Below are 16,908 nucleotides of genomic sequence, written 5' to 3'. Positions count from 1 at the left end.
CAAACCTAGTAGGCTCATTTGGGGTGGTCAAATACAATAGACAAATACCTCAAATCTTACCCTCAACCCTCGCTTTTTATCTATGAATAAGCTGCAGCAGCGTTTGTCGATAAAAAATGTATATGGGTAGAGGTGATCTCGGTGCTCATCCATTATGTTTTTTTAACCAAAATAGCTCCTCTAGTTTTGGTCAAAATTAGAATGAAGGAATGCACAGGTATCTTATAATGGTTATAGTATTAGCATATAACAGCTTTGGTTTTAGTCAAGAAATTAATCCGCAGATTAGTTTTGATTATACGCTTATGCCTGCTACATCAGAAAATATTTCTGCTCAGCTTTTTGATGCTTCCTTGGCTATTCCGTTAGAATTTGGTGCATTCAGTATAAAGCCGGTAGTAGGTTTACGTAATTATGATTTTGAGTATTGGGAGGGTATGTCCTTTAATACAGAGCCGGTAGAACGTATTCATAATATATATTCTGGTGTAGATATTAATTACAGTTTAGATGAGAGTTGGGAGTTAGGAGGTGGTGTAGAGGTTTCTAACGCTTCAAGCTTAGATGCAAATCAATATGTGGTAACTGGTAATGCCCACCTTAAATATAATTTTGATACTGCATTTCCGGTAGCGGTTGAGGTAGGAGCATTATACGATTCGCCATTAGGGAAACTCGAATTTTTACCTACCGTTGCTTTGACGACTACCTATAGAAAATATCAGATACAATTAGGTTTTCCTAAAAGTAGCCTTCAGTATAAATTATCTGAAAATAGCATGCTCGAAACGGCTTATGCTTTTGAAGGAGATTATTTTCACATAGCAGATGAGCTCACTTTTAATTCAGTTGAACCAGCGCAGGAGGTAGGCTTGAGTCAGCAAAAATTAAGCCTTGGCTATACGTATAATCTAGATCCTAACTGGTCCTTTTCATTAAGTGGCGGATATCTGTTAAAAAATGAACTCTCATTTTATACAGGTAATGACGATACGATTTACGATCTGGATCTGGGTACCGGACCAGTTTTTTCTACCGGAATTAAATTCAATTTTTTCAATAAATAAACAATGAAACGAATGACTAACAATCGAATATTTTTAATGCTTACCGGTATGGTAACGCTTGCATTTGCAAGTTGTAGTAGTGATGATGACTTTGAACGCGGAAACTGGCAAGAACGCTCTGTTTTTGATGGAGTGCCACGTAGTAACGTTGCCGGTTTTACAATAGGTAATTTCGGGTACATGGGAACAGGATATGACGGTGATGATTATTTAAATGATTTCTGGCAATATGATATAGAAAATGATTATTGGGTGCAAAAGGCAGATTTTCCTGGGACGGCACGTAGCTCTGCAAAAGGGTTTAACCTGGACGGTATGGGTTATGTAGGTACGGGTTACGATGGGGATTTTGAGCTTGCAGATTTCTGGCAATACAATCCGGGATCTAATGTTTGGACTCAGAAAGCAGATTTTGGCGGAGGGGAGCGTAGAGCGGTAACAGCTTTTAGCGGTTCTGGTTATGGGTATATGGGAACTGGCTATGATGGAGATAATGATCGTAAAGATTTCTGGAAGTATGATCCCGCATCAGACTCTTGGATAGAGCTTGTAGGTTTTGGAGGTGATAAACGTAGAGATGCTACAGCATTTACCATTAATAGTACGGTTTACTTTGGTACCGGTGTGAGCAATGGCTTATATCTTACAGATTTTTGGAGTTTTAATACTGCTACAGATACATGGAGCCGTTTGACAGATCTTGATGAAGAAGATGATTACGCAATTACCAGATCAAATGCTGTAAGTTTTAGTATAGATGGTCTGGGTTATATAGTAAGTGGTTATCTGGGAGGTGCTATAGGTAGCACGTGGGAATATGATCCTTTAACAGATGAGTGGGAAGATATTACATCGCTAGAGGCAACTGCAAGACAAGATGCAATAAGTTTTACTACAGGTACTCGTGGTATTATCGCATTAGGAAGATCTGGTAGTTTATATCTTGATGATTCATATGAATTGTTTCCTCAAGATGAGTATGACGATGAAGATTAGTAGTTAAGTTTTTTTTGTTGGCCCGGGGTGTTTTTATAAGTACAGAAAAGTTTTAGCACTCCGGGTTTTTTTAACCCTAACAGTAAAAAGTTATGAAATTTAAAAGAGGGCTTTTATATTTAGGCATATCTTTAAGCTTTATGCTTGTAGCAAGTGCGATCTGGCTCGCCTATCAGGAAAAGCCACTATATACGCACGTTTTCAAGACTGAAACAGGTTATGGCTATTCTATTATTGATCATGGTAAAATCATTATCAAGCAAGAGTATATTCCTGCGGTAGCATCACAACTTAGTTTTTGTTCTAAAGAGGATGCAAAAAACACGGGAGATCTGGTGTTGTCAAAAATCACTAAACGGATGAGTCCTGCAATTACCCGAGAGGAGCTGCAAAAAATAGGAATTAAATTTAACTGCCAGAACTAGCATATGTCTAGAAAGATTTTACTTCATTTAGGAATATGGTTAACTTTTATAAGTCTGTTCATATTTGAAGTATATTCAAGTTCAGACTTGTTTTCAATGCGACCAAGTCTAATTCTACTATTTAATTTATTGCTTTTTTACTTTAATTATTCGGTGCTAGTACCGCGCCTGTTATTAAAGAAAAAAATTACGCATTACATCATATCACTTCTTGTCATTTTTGTTCTGATATTAATTGTACAAGAATTTATTTTTGAAGGTCCGCCGCAAAAATTTAGAAATCCACCAGATTTCAACCGACCAAAACCGCCCATCTTTAACTTTTTAAGATTTTTATTTCCGCTTATTATGTCGTTGAGTTTTGTTGTTATAGGCACAACAATTAGAATGTATGAGCAGTGGAATCGTAGTATGGTTGAAGAAAAGGAGATTGAGGCATTTAAAACCCGCACAGAACTCCATTATCTCAAAAATCAGTTAAGTCCGCATTTTTTATTCAACTCGTTGAATAGTATTTACTCTTTGATTTACAACAAATCTGAAGAAGCATCAGAAGCGGTAATTATGCTTTCGGAACTCATGCGTTATATGCTGTATCAGGCAGATAAGGATTTTGTAGCGCTTACAGACGAATTAAATTATATGCAAAATTACGTGCGCCTTCAGCGCTTGCGTATTGCAAATAATGAAAATGTCATGCTTAATATTCACGGGGCTGTAACCCATCAAAAAATAAGGCCGTTATTACTTATTTCATTTATCGAAAATGCGTTTAAATACGGTACAGACTATAAAGGAAATACTCAGGTACGTATTGTAATTCACGTAACCGAAAACCTGCTCAAATTCAGTTGTAAAAATCTTATTGGCTCACGTAAAAAAGACCTTAATAATTCTGGTATCGGACTTCAAAATACGCGAGAACGCATAAAATTACTTTATGGAGATAAACATACCTTAAATGTTTATGAAGAAGACTCCAGTTTTATAGTAAATTTAGAATTAAACTTAGATTGATGCGCTGTTTACTTGTAGATGATGAGCCTCTGGCATTAGATGTAATAGCATCTTACCTCGAGAAAGTAGAAGGAGTAGAACTTGTAGCACGCTGTACAAATCCTCTTGAAGCAATACATATTTTAAGCGAGCAGTCTGTTGATCTCGTTTTTCTTGATATAGAGATGCCCAATCTTTCTGGGATTGATCTAGTAAAATCGCTCGATCGTCTTCCGCAGTTTATCTTCACAACCGCTTATCCTCAATATGCGCTTGAAGGGTTTGAGCTCAACGCAACAGACTACTTAGTAAAACCTATACCTTTTCCGCGCTTTTTAAAAGCCATAGCTCGAGCTAAAGAAAAATTTGAAGCCACTTCTAATAAATTGGCAGAGCCCAAAGCACTACAGGCACCTCAAATACCAGATACTACTCCGGCTTTTATATTTGTCAAATCTGAATATGAAAATATAAAGATCGATGTCGCAGATATACGCTATATGCAGGGCTTAAAAGATTATATAAAAATTTACACCCAGCATTCAGATAAGGCAATTCTCACGCTAAGTAGCTTTAAAGAATTATTAGATAAGCTACCTCAGCAAAATTTTTTAAGAACCCATCGTAGCTTTATTGTAAATATCAATGCCATACGAGCAGTTCAAAAAAGTAAAATTATAATCGACGAGATTCGTATTCCTATTGGCGATACCTATAAAGATGAGGTATTTAAAAAACTCAATATTTCATAATACACTACATACGTTTCAACTTTTAAGCTGTTGTTGTAATTCTTAACCAAAAGGTAAAGCGTTTTATTACGAGAAAGCGCCGCTATGTATTTCTTTTGTTTTAACTGAAAGACTATGCAAGCCCAGCTTACCAGCTATACAGATTTAGAGCTACAACTTCTCCTCAATAAAGATCGGGATCACGCCTTTAATTTAATATTTGACAAATACTGGAAACGTCTGTATGCATATGCATTCAAGATTTATTCTGATGAAGAAATATGTGAAGATATTGTACAGGAGGTTTTTGTAAGCCTCTGGGAAAAATCTGAGAATACACCTATTATCAATCTGGAAGGATACCTCCTTAGGGCCGTAAAATACAAAGCGATTAATTATTTACGCAATCTCAAATTTAAACCGGAACACGAGCAAATACTGGCTTCGATTGCTATTCCGGCAAAGGCAGAGCGCTTGCTAGAATACAATGAGTTTGAGGCAATAGTCGAATCTGAAATTAGTAAACTCCCTCCCCGCTGCAAAAAAGTGTTTATGCTTAGCCGATTTGAAGATTATACAAATGCTGAGATCGCAAAAAAGCTAAATATTTCTATACGCACTGTGGAAAAGCACATTAGCGATGCGTTGAAGCAGCTTAAAGCTTCACTTTCTACAACAGAGCTTTCGCTTATGGTTATCTTAATGTTTCAGTAATGTAAATAAAATTACGGCCATTTAAACAAAACATTAAATGCCATTTTAACACTACGTGTACAGCGTACAAAATGTGACTTACTTGTAAAAGGAACTCATTTTGACGCGAAAAGAATTATTAGAATTAGCCAAAAAGCACGAATTAGGACAAGCAAGTAAAGCAGAAGAATTGGCGCTGCTTTCTTTTATAGAAGGTGCAGAAAATGCTTCATCAACTCTTAAAGTTCCTAGTACTCCTATAAACAAAAAGCGCATACTCAAAGCAATCAATGCTAAGATAAAGCCTAAGCAACCCCGCTTTACCCGTAGAAAAATTATGGCTTATGCAGCCATTTTTGTGGCTATTATAGGAGTAGGAGTATTATCTAATTATTTATATAATGGTCGCCTTACTATAGAAAGTACATCGAGAGGTGAGAAGCGCACTGTGCTGCTTGCAGACGGTTCAAAAATATTTCTCAATTCAAATTCCCGCATTAGCTATCCAAAAAATTTTAAAACCAATAGAACTGTAGCACTCACAGGTGAAGCTTTTTTTGAAGTTCATCGCGATCCAGAGCACCCCTTTAGCATTACTACAGGAGAAATAGAAACTCAGGTTCTTGGTACCACATTCAATATAAATAGTTATAACCAAAATGAAGTATTGGTTACTGTAAGCAGCGGTAAAGTTTCAGTACGTAATACACGTACGCAAGAAGCAGTTTATCTTCAGAAAAACCAGCAGGTATTATTTAAAGATTCAGCAGCAGCTGTGCAGTCACCAGTAAATAGTGAAGATCAAATTGCCTGGACAAAAAATATTATCTCCCTTCACGATACCAGCCTGGCTAAGACAGCAGCGATATTAGAAAACTGGTATGATGTGCAAATTGACTTTGAGAATAAAGAAATCGAAAACTTAAAAATTACCGGAAAATTTAAAGAAGAATCGCTAGAAAATGTGTTCCGAAGCATAGCCTTAATTAACAACCTAACCATAGATACGCTAACCCAAAAGCACTTTGTTATAAGAGAAAACTCCTCCAACTAAAATCAAAAAAACCCATAACTGCTCTAACAGAAATGGGCTCAATTAATTTATGACTACAAATCGACAAATAAGAGCCATTATTAAAATGAAAACTAAACTACAATTTTTAAGAAAGTTTCGCTTTCGGAAAATAGAATTTTTAGCATTAATACTGTGTTTTGTGAATTTCACATACGCAGCACCTAACACAAACCAAGATTTAAAAGACGTTTACGTAACCACAAAACAAACTGATGCTTCTCTTACTGAAACCTTTTCTGCCATCGAGAGGCAAACTCAATTTACATTTGTTTTTGATAGCGCTTTATCACAAACAGCAAGCCCAATTACACTTTCGGCGACTCACGAAAGTTTAGATTCTGTATTAAGGAAAATCACCACACAAACCGGATTACGATTTACTCAAATCAATAATACGATTACCGTATTAAAGTCTGCCGGTCAACAAGTGGTTACGGGTAAAGTGGTAGATAAAGAAGGTGTTCCTTTACCGGGAGCAACAGTAATGGAGCAAGGTACAAGTAACGGAGTGACTACAGATTTTGACGGTCTCTTTAGTATCTCAATCACAAATTCTGCAGTTCTAGAAGTTTCATTTATAGGTTTTGAAACACAAACAGTAGCAGCACAAACCGGTGCAGCAATGACAGTGGTTCTGGAAGCTAATGTAAATGCCCTTAATGAAGTGGTTGTAACGGCATTAGGAATTAAGAGAGAAGAAAAAAGACTCGGATTCTCTCAAGCGACGATCAGTGCCGATAATCTGTCGCAGACTATGCCCACTAACTGGTCTTCTGGATTAAAAGGTAAAGTTGCGGGTTTAAATATTGTTTCATCAGGTTCTGGTCCTTTAAACTCACAACAAATCACATTACGTGGTAACAACTCGTTAAATCCTAATGGAAATAATGCTTTAATCGTCGTTGATGGTGTTCCTGTTAATAGTGAAATGACAACATCTGGCTCTTCGGCGTCCTATATTGGTGAAGATTCTCCAATAGATTATGGAAACGGTATTTCAGATTTAAATCTTGACGATATAGAAAGTGTTACCGTTTTAAAAGGTCCCGGTGCAACCGCACTTTATGGTAGTCGAGCTGCTAATGGTGCTCTTGTAATTACAACAAAATCGGGTAAGCAAACTACAGGACTGGGACTTACATATAACTCAAGCGTAAACCTTGATGTAATACAGCGCTGGCCAGATTGGCAATACGAATACGGGCAGGGTACCGGTAAAAGTTTTAACGCCGCGGGTGATCCCTATTACTCGTATGGCGGTTCTGAAGATGGTAACAATACAGGGAGTACAAGTAGTGCCTGGGGACCTCGCTTTGACGGACAAGAATATTATCAATATGACCCTACGGTTGAAGGTCAATCGCTAGAACGGCAGCCGTGGACTGCTTATAAAGACAACCGTAAAGATTTTTGGCGTACTGGAGTAACTTTTACAAACAACCTATCTCTTCAAGGCGGAAACGATAAAGGATCGATGAGACTTTCTGTAGGACATTCTAAGAATGAATGGATTATGCCAAATACTGGTTACGAGCGAATCACGGCTTCCATAAATTCTAACTATCAGATTTCAGAACATATTAAGATAGGTTCGGTAGTTAATTACAATAACCGAAGCAGTGATAACCTGCCGAGTACAGGTTATAATAATGGGTCTATCGCTTATTTTATGATTTTCCAAAACCCGAATGTTGATCTTGATTGGCTGAGACCCATCTGGCAGGAAGGACAAAATCAAATTCAGCAGATACAGCCTTTTAGCTCCTATATCGACAACCCTTATCTAATTGCTTACGAAGCAACAAACCCGCTTGCAAGCAGCCAAATTGTAGGTAATATATTTTCGAATATAGATCTGGCTCCTAATCTTGATTTAATGTTACGTGCTTCTTTAAATACGTATAATCAAGATCGTGAGCAAATACGACCATATAGCATTAATCGCTATAAAAATGGATTTTACGAGACACAGGATATCTGGAAACAAGAAGTAAACACAGACTTTTTATTGAGTTATAAAAATGACCTTTCAGAAAAAATAGGTTTATCGGCTTCTGTAGGTGGTAATGCAATGGATTATAAATACCGTCGTACCGATGCATCTGTAGATGGTCTTGTGGTACCGGCAGTGTACAAACTTGCAAACGGAATTAACAATCCTATTGTACAGACGTATGACAAAAACAAAAAGGTAAACAGTCTTTATGGTTTAGTCTCTCTTTCTTTTGAAAACAAGTTGTTCCTAGATGTTACCGGGAGAAACGACTGGTCGAGTACACTACCTACAGCTAATAACTCTTTCTTTTATCCTTCAGCAAATGCAAGTGTTATTTTATCTGAAGTTTTTGAGCTTCCGCAGGCTGTAGATTATTTAAAATACCGTTTTTCATTTGCAGAGGTGGGTAATGATACAGATCCGTATAAGACGAGTAAGTACTACAGTCAGAGTGCATTTCCAAGTTCGGCAACAGTTCCTACAAACCTTTATAATGGGAATTTTAAACCCGAAATCACTACCAGTTTTGAAACAGGTCTGGAAGCGCGATTGCTTAAAAACAGACTTAATCTGGATGCGACCATTTATCAAACACTTACTAAAAACCAGATTATCTCTGTACCGCTAGATATTACAACGGGGTATAGCTCTGGAGTATTAAATTCTGGTGAAGTACGTAACCGAGGTGTAGAATTAACGCTTACTGGAAAGATTTTTGACGCTAAAAAATTTAAATGGAGCAGCACACTTACCTTCTCCAGAAACTGGAACAAAGTTATGGAGCTTGCAGACGGCATAGACGGTCAACAAGAAATAGGTTCTGGTGGTAACGCAACTTTACTGGCAAAAGTGGGAGGTACAACAACTGCGATTTATGGGTATGGTTTTGTGCGTTCTCCAGAAGGTGAGATTGTTTATGATAATGCGGGATTACCTGCTTATCCAGACGAGATACAATATATAGGTGATGCAAGTCCAGACTGGAAAGCAGGTTTATACAACAGCTTTAATTTTGGGCCGGTAACACTTAATATTATGTTAGACGGGCAGTATGGTGGTATTATTTATTCACAGACCCACCATAAACTTACGCAACAAGGTAAACTGCGCTCCACCTTTGAAGGTCGTGAAGAAGGGTTTATTGTAGGTGATGGTGTTGTTTTAAATGAGGATGGTACTTATAGCCCAAATACGACTGAGGCAATCACTCCAGACTGGTACAACCGGTATTACCGCCGGGCAAATGTAGAGTCAAATTCATTTGATGCTTCATTTTTGAAGCTTAGAGAAGTGAGTTTGCAATACGCATTTCCTAAACGTTTATTAGGCAACAGCGGAATTACAGCACTCAATATCTCCGTTTTTGGGCGTAATCTGGCAACCGTTTCAGATTTTCCAATTTATGATCCTGAGACCGCAGCTTTAAATGGTGATACGATTTTACCAGGTATCGAAATGGGACAAATGCCATCACCGGCAACCTATGGTTTTAATCTTAAAGTAAACTTATAAAAGACTAAGATGAAAAATTTAAAAACATTTTTTACAGGTTTAAGCTTCTTAATGCTTCTGGCAGCTTGTACCGGTAATTTTGAAGAAATAAATGAAGACCCTAACCGTATTGCAGAGATAAGTCCAGGGACATTAATTAATCCTATTATCTATGGTCTGGCAAGTCACAATGCAGGCAGAGCTCACGGGATTACTTTTGACTTGATGCAGGTAACGCTACCTTTCCCCAGTGTTTCTGGAGGATTACACCGTTATGATGTGAGTCAAAATATAGGAAACTCCTCGTGGTATTATTATTACAAGTGGTTGAATAATATTAAAGAAATGGAACTTGCATCTATTGCTGCCGAAGATCCTAATTATGAGGCTATCGCACTTACGCTTAAAGCGATGTGTTACTCAAATCTTACCGATCTCTTTGGTCCTGTGCCTATGACCGAAGCAGTAAATGGAGAAGAAGGAAACTTCTACCCGGCTTTTGACAGTCAGCAGACGGTTTATGAGACTATTCTGGAAGATCTGGAGCGGGCAAATTCTATTTATGATACCAGTCTGGATATGGTTTATGCAGAGGATATTTTATTCCATAATGATATAGAATTGTGGCAAAAGCTTACTAATGCGGTGCACATGCGCTTGTTACTACGTATATCAAACCGTACTGAAACCGGTGCGTTTACAAAGCTGGCGACGATGATAAATAACCCGGCGACCTATCCTGTTTTTGAAAGCACAGCAGAATCTGCCATTTTACAAGTTACGGGTATCACGCCTAATGTATCACCTTGGGGTCGACCACAAGATTTTCCGTTAGGTACAAAAATGGCCTCTTTCTTTGTCGATAATTTAAATGCACTAGAAGATCCGCGCAGACCTATTATTGCAACAGAAGCAAAAGATCTTGCTGGTGTGTCTCTAGGATACAAGGGTATTCCTAGTGCCTATGCAGGTAGCGAATCACAATTTGATTATGATGCCAGCAACTTAAATAGAGAGCAGGTAGAAAACCCGATGCAGATATTTCTTTTTACCTACGCAGAAGTAGAATTTATAAAGGCAGAAATGGCGCAGCGTGGTTATACTTCTAATGCAGAAGTACATTATCAAAATGGCGTTAAAGGAGCAATTGAGCAATTAGAAACAGAGGTTACACCAGATTATTTTGAGAATCCGGCGGCAGCTTACGACGGGACTTTAGCACAAATCTTACTGCAGAAATATTTTGCGCTCTACTTTGTAGATTATCAGCAGTGGTTCGAGTACCGCAGAACAGGTTTACCGGTGTTACCTACAACAGAAGCTATGCTTAATGACGGTATTATGCCAGCTCGTTTTCAATATCCTTCTGATGTGCAGATAAGTAATGCATCAAATTATGGTGCAGCTTTAGAATTGCTGGGAGGTGATGATTCAATAAATACTAAAGTCTGGTGGGATAACTAATAATATAAAAGCTAAAACTGATGAAAAATTTTAAAGTAGCCCTATTCGGCTGTATGATTTCTCTAAGCGTATTTGCTCAGGAACAAGCTTCAGGTTTTGTTTATGAAGATGCAAATGCAAACGGAAAAAAGGATCGTTCTGAAAAAGGAATCCCCAATGTTTCTGTTACAAATGGCGAACTAGTCGTGCGCACTGATGCAAGCGGAAAATATAAGCTTCCAGTTGTAGATGGTCAAACGCTTGCTGTTATCAAACCTGCCGGTTACAGCCTTCCTGTAGATGAAAATAACCTGCCTCAATTTTATTACAGCTATAGACCAAAAGGATCTGTAAAATCAGAATTTGCTGGTATTGACCCCACGGGGAAACTTCCGCGATCTGTAGATTTTGCGGTATTACCTACTACTGAAAAAGAACGTTTTACGGCGTTGATTTTTGGAGATCCACAACCGTATACCGAAGAAGAAGTTGCTTTCTTTGCTAAAGGTGTGGTTTCTGAAGTAATAGGGATTAAAGATGTTGAATTTGGTTTGAGTCTGGGAGATTTAGTAGGTAATGATCTCGATTTATTCAATCCGTATATCGCAGCTACGCAGCAGGTGGGAATTCCATGGTTTAATGTAATGGGTAATCACGATATGAATTTTGATGCTGCTACAGATTCTGATACAGATGAGACTTATGAAGCACATTTTGGCCCGGCTAATTATGCATTTAATTACGGTAAAATTCACGTGATCGTACTGGATGATATTTTATATCCTGATCCTCGTGATGGGGAGAGTTATTGGGGCGGATTTAGAGAAGACCAATTACTTTTTGTAGAGAATGATTTAAAATTTGTGCCTAAAGATCATCTGGTAGTACTGGCATTTCACATACCTCTTAGTGAGCCCGAAGGAGATCCGTTTAGAGATGCAGACCGTGAACGCTTATTCAAAGCGCTTCAGCCTTTTGAAAACACCTTATCATTATCTGCGCATACGCATATTCAACGTCAGGATTATTTTGGAAAAGAATCTGGTTTTATGCGTGATAAACCGCATCACGAGTACAATGTAGGTACGACTTCCGGCGATTGGTATTCGGGCAAGTTAAACGCACAGGGAGTGCCTGTTTCTACCATGCGTGATGGTACACCTAAGGGTTATGCATTTATTCATTTTGACGGTAATCAATATAAGATAGATTATAAAGTGGCCGGTAAAACAGAAGATTATCAGCTTGAGATTTTTGCTCCTAAAGTAGCAGCACAAGGGAGAAATACAAAAGCAGGTATTTATGCTAATTTTTTTATGGGTAGAGAAGGAGATGTGGTAGAATACCGTGTTGATGATACCGAGTGGAAAAAAATGCACTACGTAGAAGAGCAGGATCCGGCATATGAAGTTTCAGTTTATGAGTGGGATACTTCAGAAGAATTACTTGAAGGAAGACGCTCGAGTAATCCCGTACCCAGTAAACATTTATGGCGTGCTGCTTTACCTGCAAAATTACCAGTAGGAACTCATAAAATAGAAGTTAGAGCGACAGATCAATATGGTAAAACCCATAGCGGGGAAACCACCTATCGTTTAGAATAGTTTTTTTTATACTTGTTTGTTTGAGCCTGCCTATATTGTAAAATAGATGGCGGGCTTTTTTTTAAATTGAATCCACAATGAAAAATGTAATTTTAGGAGTACTTACACTAGTATTAATTGCGACAGGCTGTAAGTCAAAATCTGAAGAGCAAGAACCGATGAAGGTAGCAGAACAACATACAATACAGGTACAAGGGCATCGAGGAGATCGCGGTAATCTACCCGAAAATTCTATCGAGGCTTTTTTGGGTGCATTACGAAAAGGGGTAGATGTGCTGGAGCTTGATGTAGTGATTTCTAAAGATAAAAAGGTAGTGGTAAGCCACGAGCCGTATATGCTCGCCCTTTATATGCAAACGCCTACAGGGGATTCTATCGCTAAAGAAACCGAAAAAGAATACAATCTCTATAAGATGGATTATGCCGAAATTAAACAATTTGACGGCGGTTCTAAAGGGAATGTACGCTTTCCGCAGCAGCAAAAAATGAAAACCTATAAGCCGTTACTAAGTGAGGTTTTTGATACCGTTGCAGCAACGATTAAAGCCGAGAATCTCAAGCCTGTAAAATTTAATATTGAGATAAAATCTGAAGAAGCCGTGTATGGAATGTACCAGCCGGGACCCGACGAATTTGTAGATCTGGTAATGCAGGTGGTGCAGGATAAAAAGGCTGAGGATCAAATTAATATGCAGTCTTTTGATATACGCATACTTGAGGTGATGCACAGCAATTATCCGCAGATCGAATTGGCTTATTTAGTAGAAGACAGAACTCTTGAAGAAAACTTGAAACTGTTAAGCTTCAAGCCGCAGATTTATAGTCCGTATTTTAAATTGCTTGATAGTGCTGAGGTAGCCGCCATTCGTGATAAGGGAATGCAGGTAATACCGTGGACGGTAAACGAACCTGCCGATATTGATGCGGTAATCAATTTAAAAGTAGATGGTATAATCACTGATTACCCCGAGCGGGTAATTGAAAAACTAAAGAAATAAATGAATTTTAAACCCAAATCCATTCGACCGTTTATAGGAGCTAAAGATTTTGAAACTTCACGTAGGTTTTACCGGGATTTGGGTTTTAATGAAGTTCTGCTTCCGCCTAAAATGGCTGTTTTTTCTTTGGGAGATTTCTCCTTTTATTTGCAGGATGCTTATGTCAAAGACTGGGTAGATAATAGCATGCTCTTTCTGGAAGTTGAAGATCTAGAACAGCACCTGACTGATGTAAAAGCGCTTCAATTACCACAAAAATATCCCGGAGTTCGGGTTTCAGAAATTGTGACTAATGATTGGGGAGCCGAGTTTTTTGTGCACGATCCTTCCGGAATACTCTGGCATATAGGAAGTTTTAAAAATTAAAATTTACCGTATAATCTCGTTTAGACATATTTGGTTAAGGATTAAATTTCCAGCCAAATAATCAAGGTTAAGAAAGGTATAGTATTAGTTTTGTAAACTTCAGTTTTGAGTGAAGCCTGATGTTTAAAGAAGAGTCTTTTTTACGATCTAAAGCTATTGCAATTGCAAGTCTCTTTATGGCGCTTGTTTATGTAGCAGCACCCTTACAAAAAGAGATGCTTACGCTGGTTCACGATCTGGAACATAAATTTGATCACGTAACTTCTAGCGATCACAATCACGATTTTTTAAATGCCGAGCAGCTTCTTGCAGAAGCGGGTCACGACCACCGTACTTTAGAATACATCAAACAGGTTTTAGAGCCTTTTAAAGATGATTTTCAGCAAGAAAAAAAAGAACAGGAGCCGGTTAAAATTGATAAACACCTTCCTGGCACACATTTTAAAACAGACTTAGCGACTCTTCAATTAAGAAAAGAGCTGGTAATCAAATTTATCGCTGCTACACATCAGCAGCTGGCACTCCACACACCATCACCACCTCCTAAACTGTAGTATTTCATATAATTTTTATCGCTAGCCGCTAATTTAAGGGGTTAGCCACGCTATGCTCTTTTTAAATGAAAAAGAAGATACAGCCTTATACAATTATGTTAATACACAAAAATATGAAATACAGTTTTTTACTGCTTTTTACGCTTTGCGCACACCTGAGTTTTGCTCAGAATTTTACTGGAAACATTCTAGATATTCAAAACAATCCTATTGAGAATGTAACTATTTACAACCTCAACACCGGGAAACATACACATACAAACGGCAAGGGCAATTTTATACTTCCTAATGCACATTTAAATGATTCGGTAGTAATCTCAAGACTTGGTTTTCAAACTCAAAAGCATGTTCTCACCAGAGAAATGCTTTTACAATCTCAGATACTCACAATCGTGGAAGCGAGCACTTCGCTAGATCAAATCGTACTTACTTCAAAGGTAAACACGCTAAGCAGCATAGTCGCTGTAGATCTGCAACTCAATCCGGTGAAATCATCACAGGAAATTCTTAGAAAAGTAGCCGGATTATTTATAGGCCAGCACGCCGGAGGAGGGAAAGCAGAACAGATTTTCTTACGCGGGTTTGACGTAGATCACGGTACCGATGTCGCGATAAGTGTAGAAGGGATGCCAGTAAATATGGTGTCTCACGCACACGGTCAAGGCTATGCAGATTTGCACTTTGTGATTCCTGAAACCATTCAAAATATCGATTTTGGTAAAGGCGCTTACTATGCAGATAAAGGGAATTTTAATACAGCCGGCTATGTAGATTTACGTTTAAAAGACCAACTTAACACAAATAGTATTTCGTTAGAAGCGGGCCACTTTAACACCTCCCGATTAACAGGAATGTTTAATCTTATTGATGAAAATGAGCATTCCGCTTACGTAGCTTCTGAGATATACTTAACCGATGGTCCTTTTGATGCGCCGCAAAATTTTAATCGGTTTAATGTAATGGGACGTTACGGGTATACTAATGCAAATAACGACAAGCTTACACTTACCGCGTCTCATTTTCAGAGCAAGTGGGATGCGTCCGGGCAAATTCCGCAGCGCGCGGTCGATCAAGGTTTGATAGGTAGATTTGGAGCAATAGACGCCACAGAAGGCGGGCAAACCAGTAGATCTAATCTTACCCTCAATCACATTAAAAATCTGGAACACGATGCGGTTTTAAAAACCAATGCCTATGTGTCTAATTATGACTTCGAGTTGTTTTCTAATTTCACCTTTTTCTTAGAAGACCCTGTGAATGGCGATCAGATTAAGCAACATGAAGATCGGTTTATTACAGGTTTACAAAGTGTTTATGAGCAGCGGGAGCTTCAGGTTTCTACTGCCACTACACTCGATTATCAAGCCGGTATTGGGTTTAGATATGATAATGTAGATGATGTAGAACTGGCACATACCCTCAACAGACAGATTACTCTAAACCGTCTCGCCTATGGTGATGTAGATGAGTTTAATGCTTTTGCATTTTTAAATACCGAATTTAAAACCGGTAAGTTCACGTTTAATCCTGCAGTACGATTAGACTATTTTAAGTTTGATTATTACAACAAGCTTACCGAAACTTACGATGCACAAAGCGAGTCTAAAGTTGCCTTTAGTCCGAAATTTAATACGGTCTTTTCTGTGAATCGTAATTGGCAGCTTTCTTTAAAAACAGGCATTGGTTTTCATTCTAATGATGCACGTGTAGTCATTGCAAATAGCGGAGAAGATATTTTACCAGCCGCGTACAGTGCAGATCTGGGAACTATTGTGAAGCCTACAGAAAAGCTTGCGCTTAACGCTACGTTATGGACGCTTTTTCTCGATCAGGAGTTTGTGTATGTAGGTGATGCAGGTATCGTAGAACCTAGCGGAAAAACACGACGTATGGGTGTAGAGTTGGGAGCGCGCTATCAGGTTCTCGACTGGTTGTATTTCTATGCAGACGGCAATTATACCCACGCCCGAAGTACCGAAGAGCCAGATGGAGCAGATTATATTCCGCTTGCGCCAAAGTTTACCTCTGCGGGTGGTTTTAGTGTAGAAAATCTAAATAGTTTTTCAGGTTCGTTAGGCTACAGATGGCTGGGCGATCGTGCGGCAAATGTGGATGATTCAATCACTGCGGAAGGCTATTTTGTAACCGATTTTAATGTGAATTACAATTGGAACAAATGGACATTAGGCGTGATTGTCGAAAACCTCTTTGACACCCAATGGAATGAGACCCAGTTTGCTACAGAAAGCCGACTCTTTAATGAGCCTGCGGCTGTAGAAGAGATTCATTTTACGCCGGGAACCCCTTTTTATTTAAGAGGAAAAATCACGTATCGTTTTTAATTCTATTTTAACCGGAGGAAGCCGCAAGGCTTCCTCCGGTTTTATAAACCCGAATGTATTTGACGTTTGGATTACCATTTCAGCAGATAATACTGGCCTATAAAGATTTTTAAGCCTAGATTTTTTTGGTT

Annotated in this window: 14 protein-coding genes; all 14 read left to right on the top strand. The window is 38.4% G+C overall.

The genetic code is table 11. The features are described from left to right. The first annotated feature begins 227 nt into the window (after window positions 1-227). The 14 genes from ABVM53_RS05455 to ABVM53_RS05390 all read left to right on the top strand — a co-directional run bounded on the left by ABVM53_RS05455 (window position 228) and on the right by ABVM53_RS05390 (window position 16,777). Window positions 228-1,067 carry a hypothetical protein gene (locus tag ABVM53_RS05455; protein WP_405330308.1) on the top strand — a complete coding sequence of 280 codons (840 nt, stop codon included), beginning with the start codon at window positions 228-230 and terminating at the stop codon, window positions 1,065-1,067. Between the two features lie 3 nt (window positions 1,068-1,070). After that, the gene (locus ABVM53_RS05450) at window positions 1,071-2,063 is read left to right on the top strand and encodes a Kelch repeat-containing protein (protein WP_371455758.1); all 993 of its coding nucleotides are present in this window, start codon (window positions 1,071-1,073) and stop codon (window positions 2,061-2,063) included. A 92-nt stretch (window positions 2,064-2,155) separates the two neighbouring features. Continuing rightward, window positions 2,156-2,488 (top strand): DUF4907 domain-containing protein, encoded by a 333-nt coding sequence (locus ABVM53_RS05445; protein WP_405330307.1) that lies wholly within the window; start codon window positions 2,156-2,158, stop codon window positions 2,486-2,488. A 3-nt stretch (window positions 2,489-2,491) separates the two neighbouring features. Beyond that, window positions 2,492-3,505, top strand: coding sequence for a sensor histidine kinase (locus ABVM53_RS05440; protein WP_405330306.1), 1,014 nt, complete (start codon window positions 2,492-2,494; stop codon window positions 3,503-3,505). After that, window positions 3,505-4,236 (top strand): LytR/AlgR family response regulator transcription factor, encoded by a 732-nt coding sequence (locus ABVM53_RS05435; RefSeq protein ID WP_405330304.1) that lies wholly within the window; start codon window positions 3,505-3,507, stop codon window positions 4,234-4,236. Before ABVM53_RS05440 ends, ABVM53_RS05435 begins: the two co-directional genes overlap by 1 nt. Before the next feature lie 114 nt (window positions 4,237-4,350). Further along, complete coding sequence (locus ABVM53_RS05430; protein ID WP_405330302.1) at window positions 4,351-4,929, top strand: RNA polymerase sigma-70 factor; 579 nt, start codon at window positions 4,351-4,353, stop codon at window positions 4,927-4,929. Window positions 4,930-5,029: 100 nt separating this feature from the next. Continuing rightward, window positions 5,030-5,962: a FecR family protein gene (locus tag ABVM53_RS05425; protein WP_405330300.1), complete on the top strand. Its 933-nt coding sequence runs from the start codon at window positions 5,030-5,032 to the stop codon at window positions 5,960-5,962. A gap of 85 nt (window positions 5,963-6,047) precedes the next feature. Further along, a complete protein-coding gene (locus ABVM53_RS05420; protein WP_405330298.1) occupies window positions 6,048-9,491 on the top strand; it encodes a SusC/RagA family TonB-linked outer membrane protein in 3,444 nt (1,147 codons plus the stop codon). A 9-nt stretch (window positions 9,492-9,500) separates the two neighbouring features. Further along, window positions 9,501-10,934, top strand: coding sequence for a SusD/RagB family nutrient-binding outer membrane lipoprotein (locus ABVM53_RS05415; protein ID WP_405330296.1), 1,434 nt, complete (start codon window positions 9,501-9,503; stop codon window positions 10,932-10,934). Between the two features lie 20 nt (window positions 10,935-10,954). Beyond that, complete coding sequence (locus ABVM53_RS05410) at window positions 10,955-12,517, top strand: calcineurin-like phosphoesterase C-terminal domain-containing protein (RefSeq protein WP_405330294.1); 1,563 nt, start codon at window positions 10,955-10,957, stop codon at window positions 12,515-12,517. A gap of 77 nt (window positions 12,518-12,594) precedes the next feature. Then, entirely contained in the window at window positions 12,595-13,515 is a 921-nt protein-coding gene (locus ABVM53_RS05405; protein WP_405330292.1) for a glycerophosphodiester phosphodiesterase family protein, read from the top strand. Then, the gene (locus tag ABVM53_RS05400; protein ID WP_405330290.1) at window positions 13,516-13,881 is read left to right on the top strand and encodes a glyoxalase; all 366 of its coding nucleotides are present in this window, start codon (window positions 13,516-13,518) and stop codon (window positions 13,879-13,881) included. Window positions 13,882-14,000: 119 nt separating this feature from the next. Then, complete coding sequence (locus ABVM53_RS05395; RefSeq protein ID WP_405330288.1) at window positions 14,001-14,435, top strand: hypothetical protein; 435 nt, start codon at window positions 14,001-14,003, stop codon at window positions 14,433-14,435. 113 nt (window positions 14,436-14,548) lie between these two features. Then, complete coding sequence (locus ABVM53_RS05390; protein WP_405330286.1) at window positions 14,549-16,777, top strand: TonB-dependent receptor; 2,229 nt, start codon at window positions 14,549-14,551, stop codon at window positions 16,775-16,777. Window positions 16,778-16,908: the final 131 nt, after the last annotated feature.

Origin of the sequence: Leeuwenhoekiella sp. LLG6367-2.1 (assembly GCF_045055775.1) — a bacterium.
Taxonomy (GTDB): Bacteria; Bacteroidota; Bacteroidia; order Flavobacteriales; family Flavobacteriaceae; genus Leeuwenhoekiella; species Leeuwenhoekiella aequorea.
This window is presented reverse-complemented; position numbering and strand designations above follow the sequence as displayed.

Excerpts from the sequence above, each read along its gene's own strand:
- ABVM53_RS05455 (WP_405330308.1), top strand. The coding sequence starts at position 228 with ATGGTTATAGTATTAGCATATAACAGCTTTGGTTTTAGTCAAGAAATT.
- ABVM53_RS05450 (WP_371455758.1), top strand. The coding sequence starts at position 1,071 with ATGAAACGAATGACTAACAATCGAATATTTTTAATGCTTACCGGTATG.
- ABVM53_RS05445 (WP_405330307.1), top strand. The coding sequence starts at position 2,156 with ATGAAATTTAAAAGAGGGCTTTTATATTTAGGCATATCTTTAAGCTTT.
- ABVM53_RS05440 (WP_405330306.1), top strand. The coding sequence starts at position 2,492 with ATGTCTAGAAAGATTTTACTTCATTTAGGAATATGGTTAACTTTTATA.
- ABVM53_RS05435 (WP_405330304.1), top strand. The coding sequence starts at position 3,505 with ATGCGCTGTTTACTTGTAGATGATGAGCCTCTGGCATTAGATGTAATA.
- ABVM53_RS05430 (WP_405330302.1), top strand. The coding sequence starts at position 4,351 with ATGCAAGCCCAGCTTACCAGCTATACAGATTTAGAGCTACAACTTCTC.
- ABVM53_RS05420 (WP_405330298.1), top strand. The coding sequence starts at position 6,048 with ATGAAAACTAAACTACAATTTTTAAGAAAGTTTCGCTTTCGGAAAATA.
- ABVM53_RS05415 (WP_405330296.1), top strand. The coding sequence starts at position 9,501 with ATGAAAAATTTAAAAACATTTTTTACAGGTTTAAGCTTCTTAATGCTT.
- ABVM53_RS05410 (WP_405330294.1), top strand. The coding sequence starts at position 10,955 with ATGAAAAATTTTAAAGTAGCCCTATTCGGCTGTATGATTTCTCTAAGC.
- ABVM53_RS05405 (WP_405330292.1), top strand. The coding sequence starts at position 12,595 with ATGAAAAATGTAATTTTAGGAGTACTTACACTAGTATTAATTGCGACA.
- ABVM53_RS05400 (WP_405330290.1), top strand. The coding sequence starts at position 13,516 with ATGAATTTTAAACCCAAATCCATTCGACCGTTTATAGGAGCTAAAGAT.
- ABVM53_RS05395 (WP_405330288.1), top strand. The coding sequence starts at position 14,001 with ATGTTTAAAGAAGAGTCTTTTTTACGATCTAAAGCTATTGCAATTGCA.
- ABVM53_RS05390 (WP_405330286.1), top strand. The coding sequence starts at position 14,549 with ATGAAATACAGTTTTTTACTGCTTTTTACGCTTTGCGCACACCTGAGT.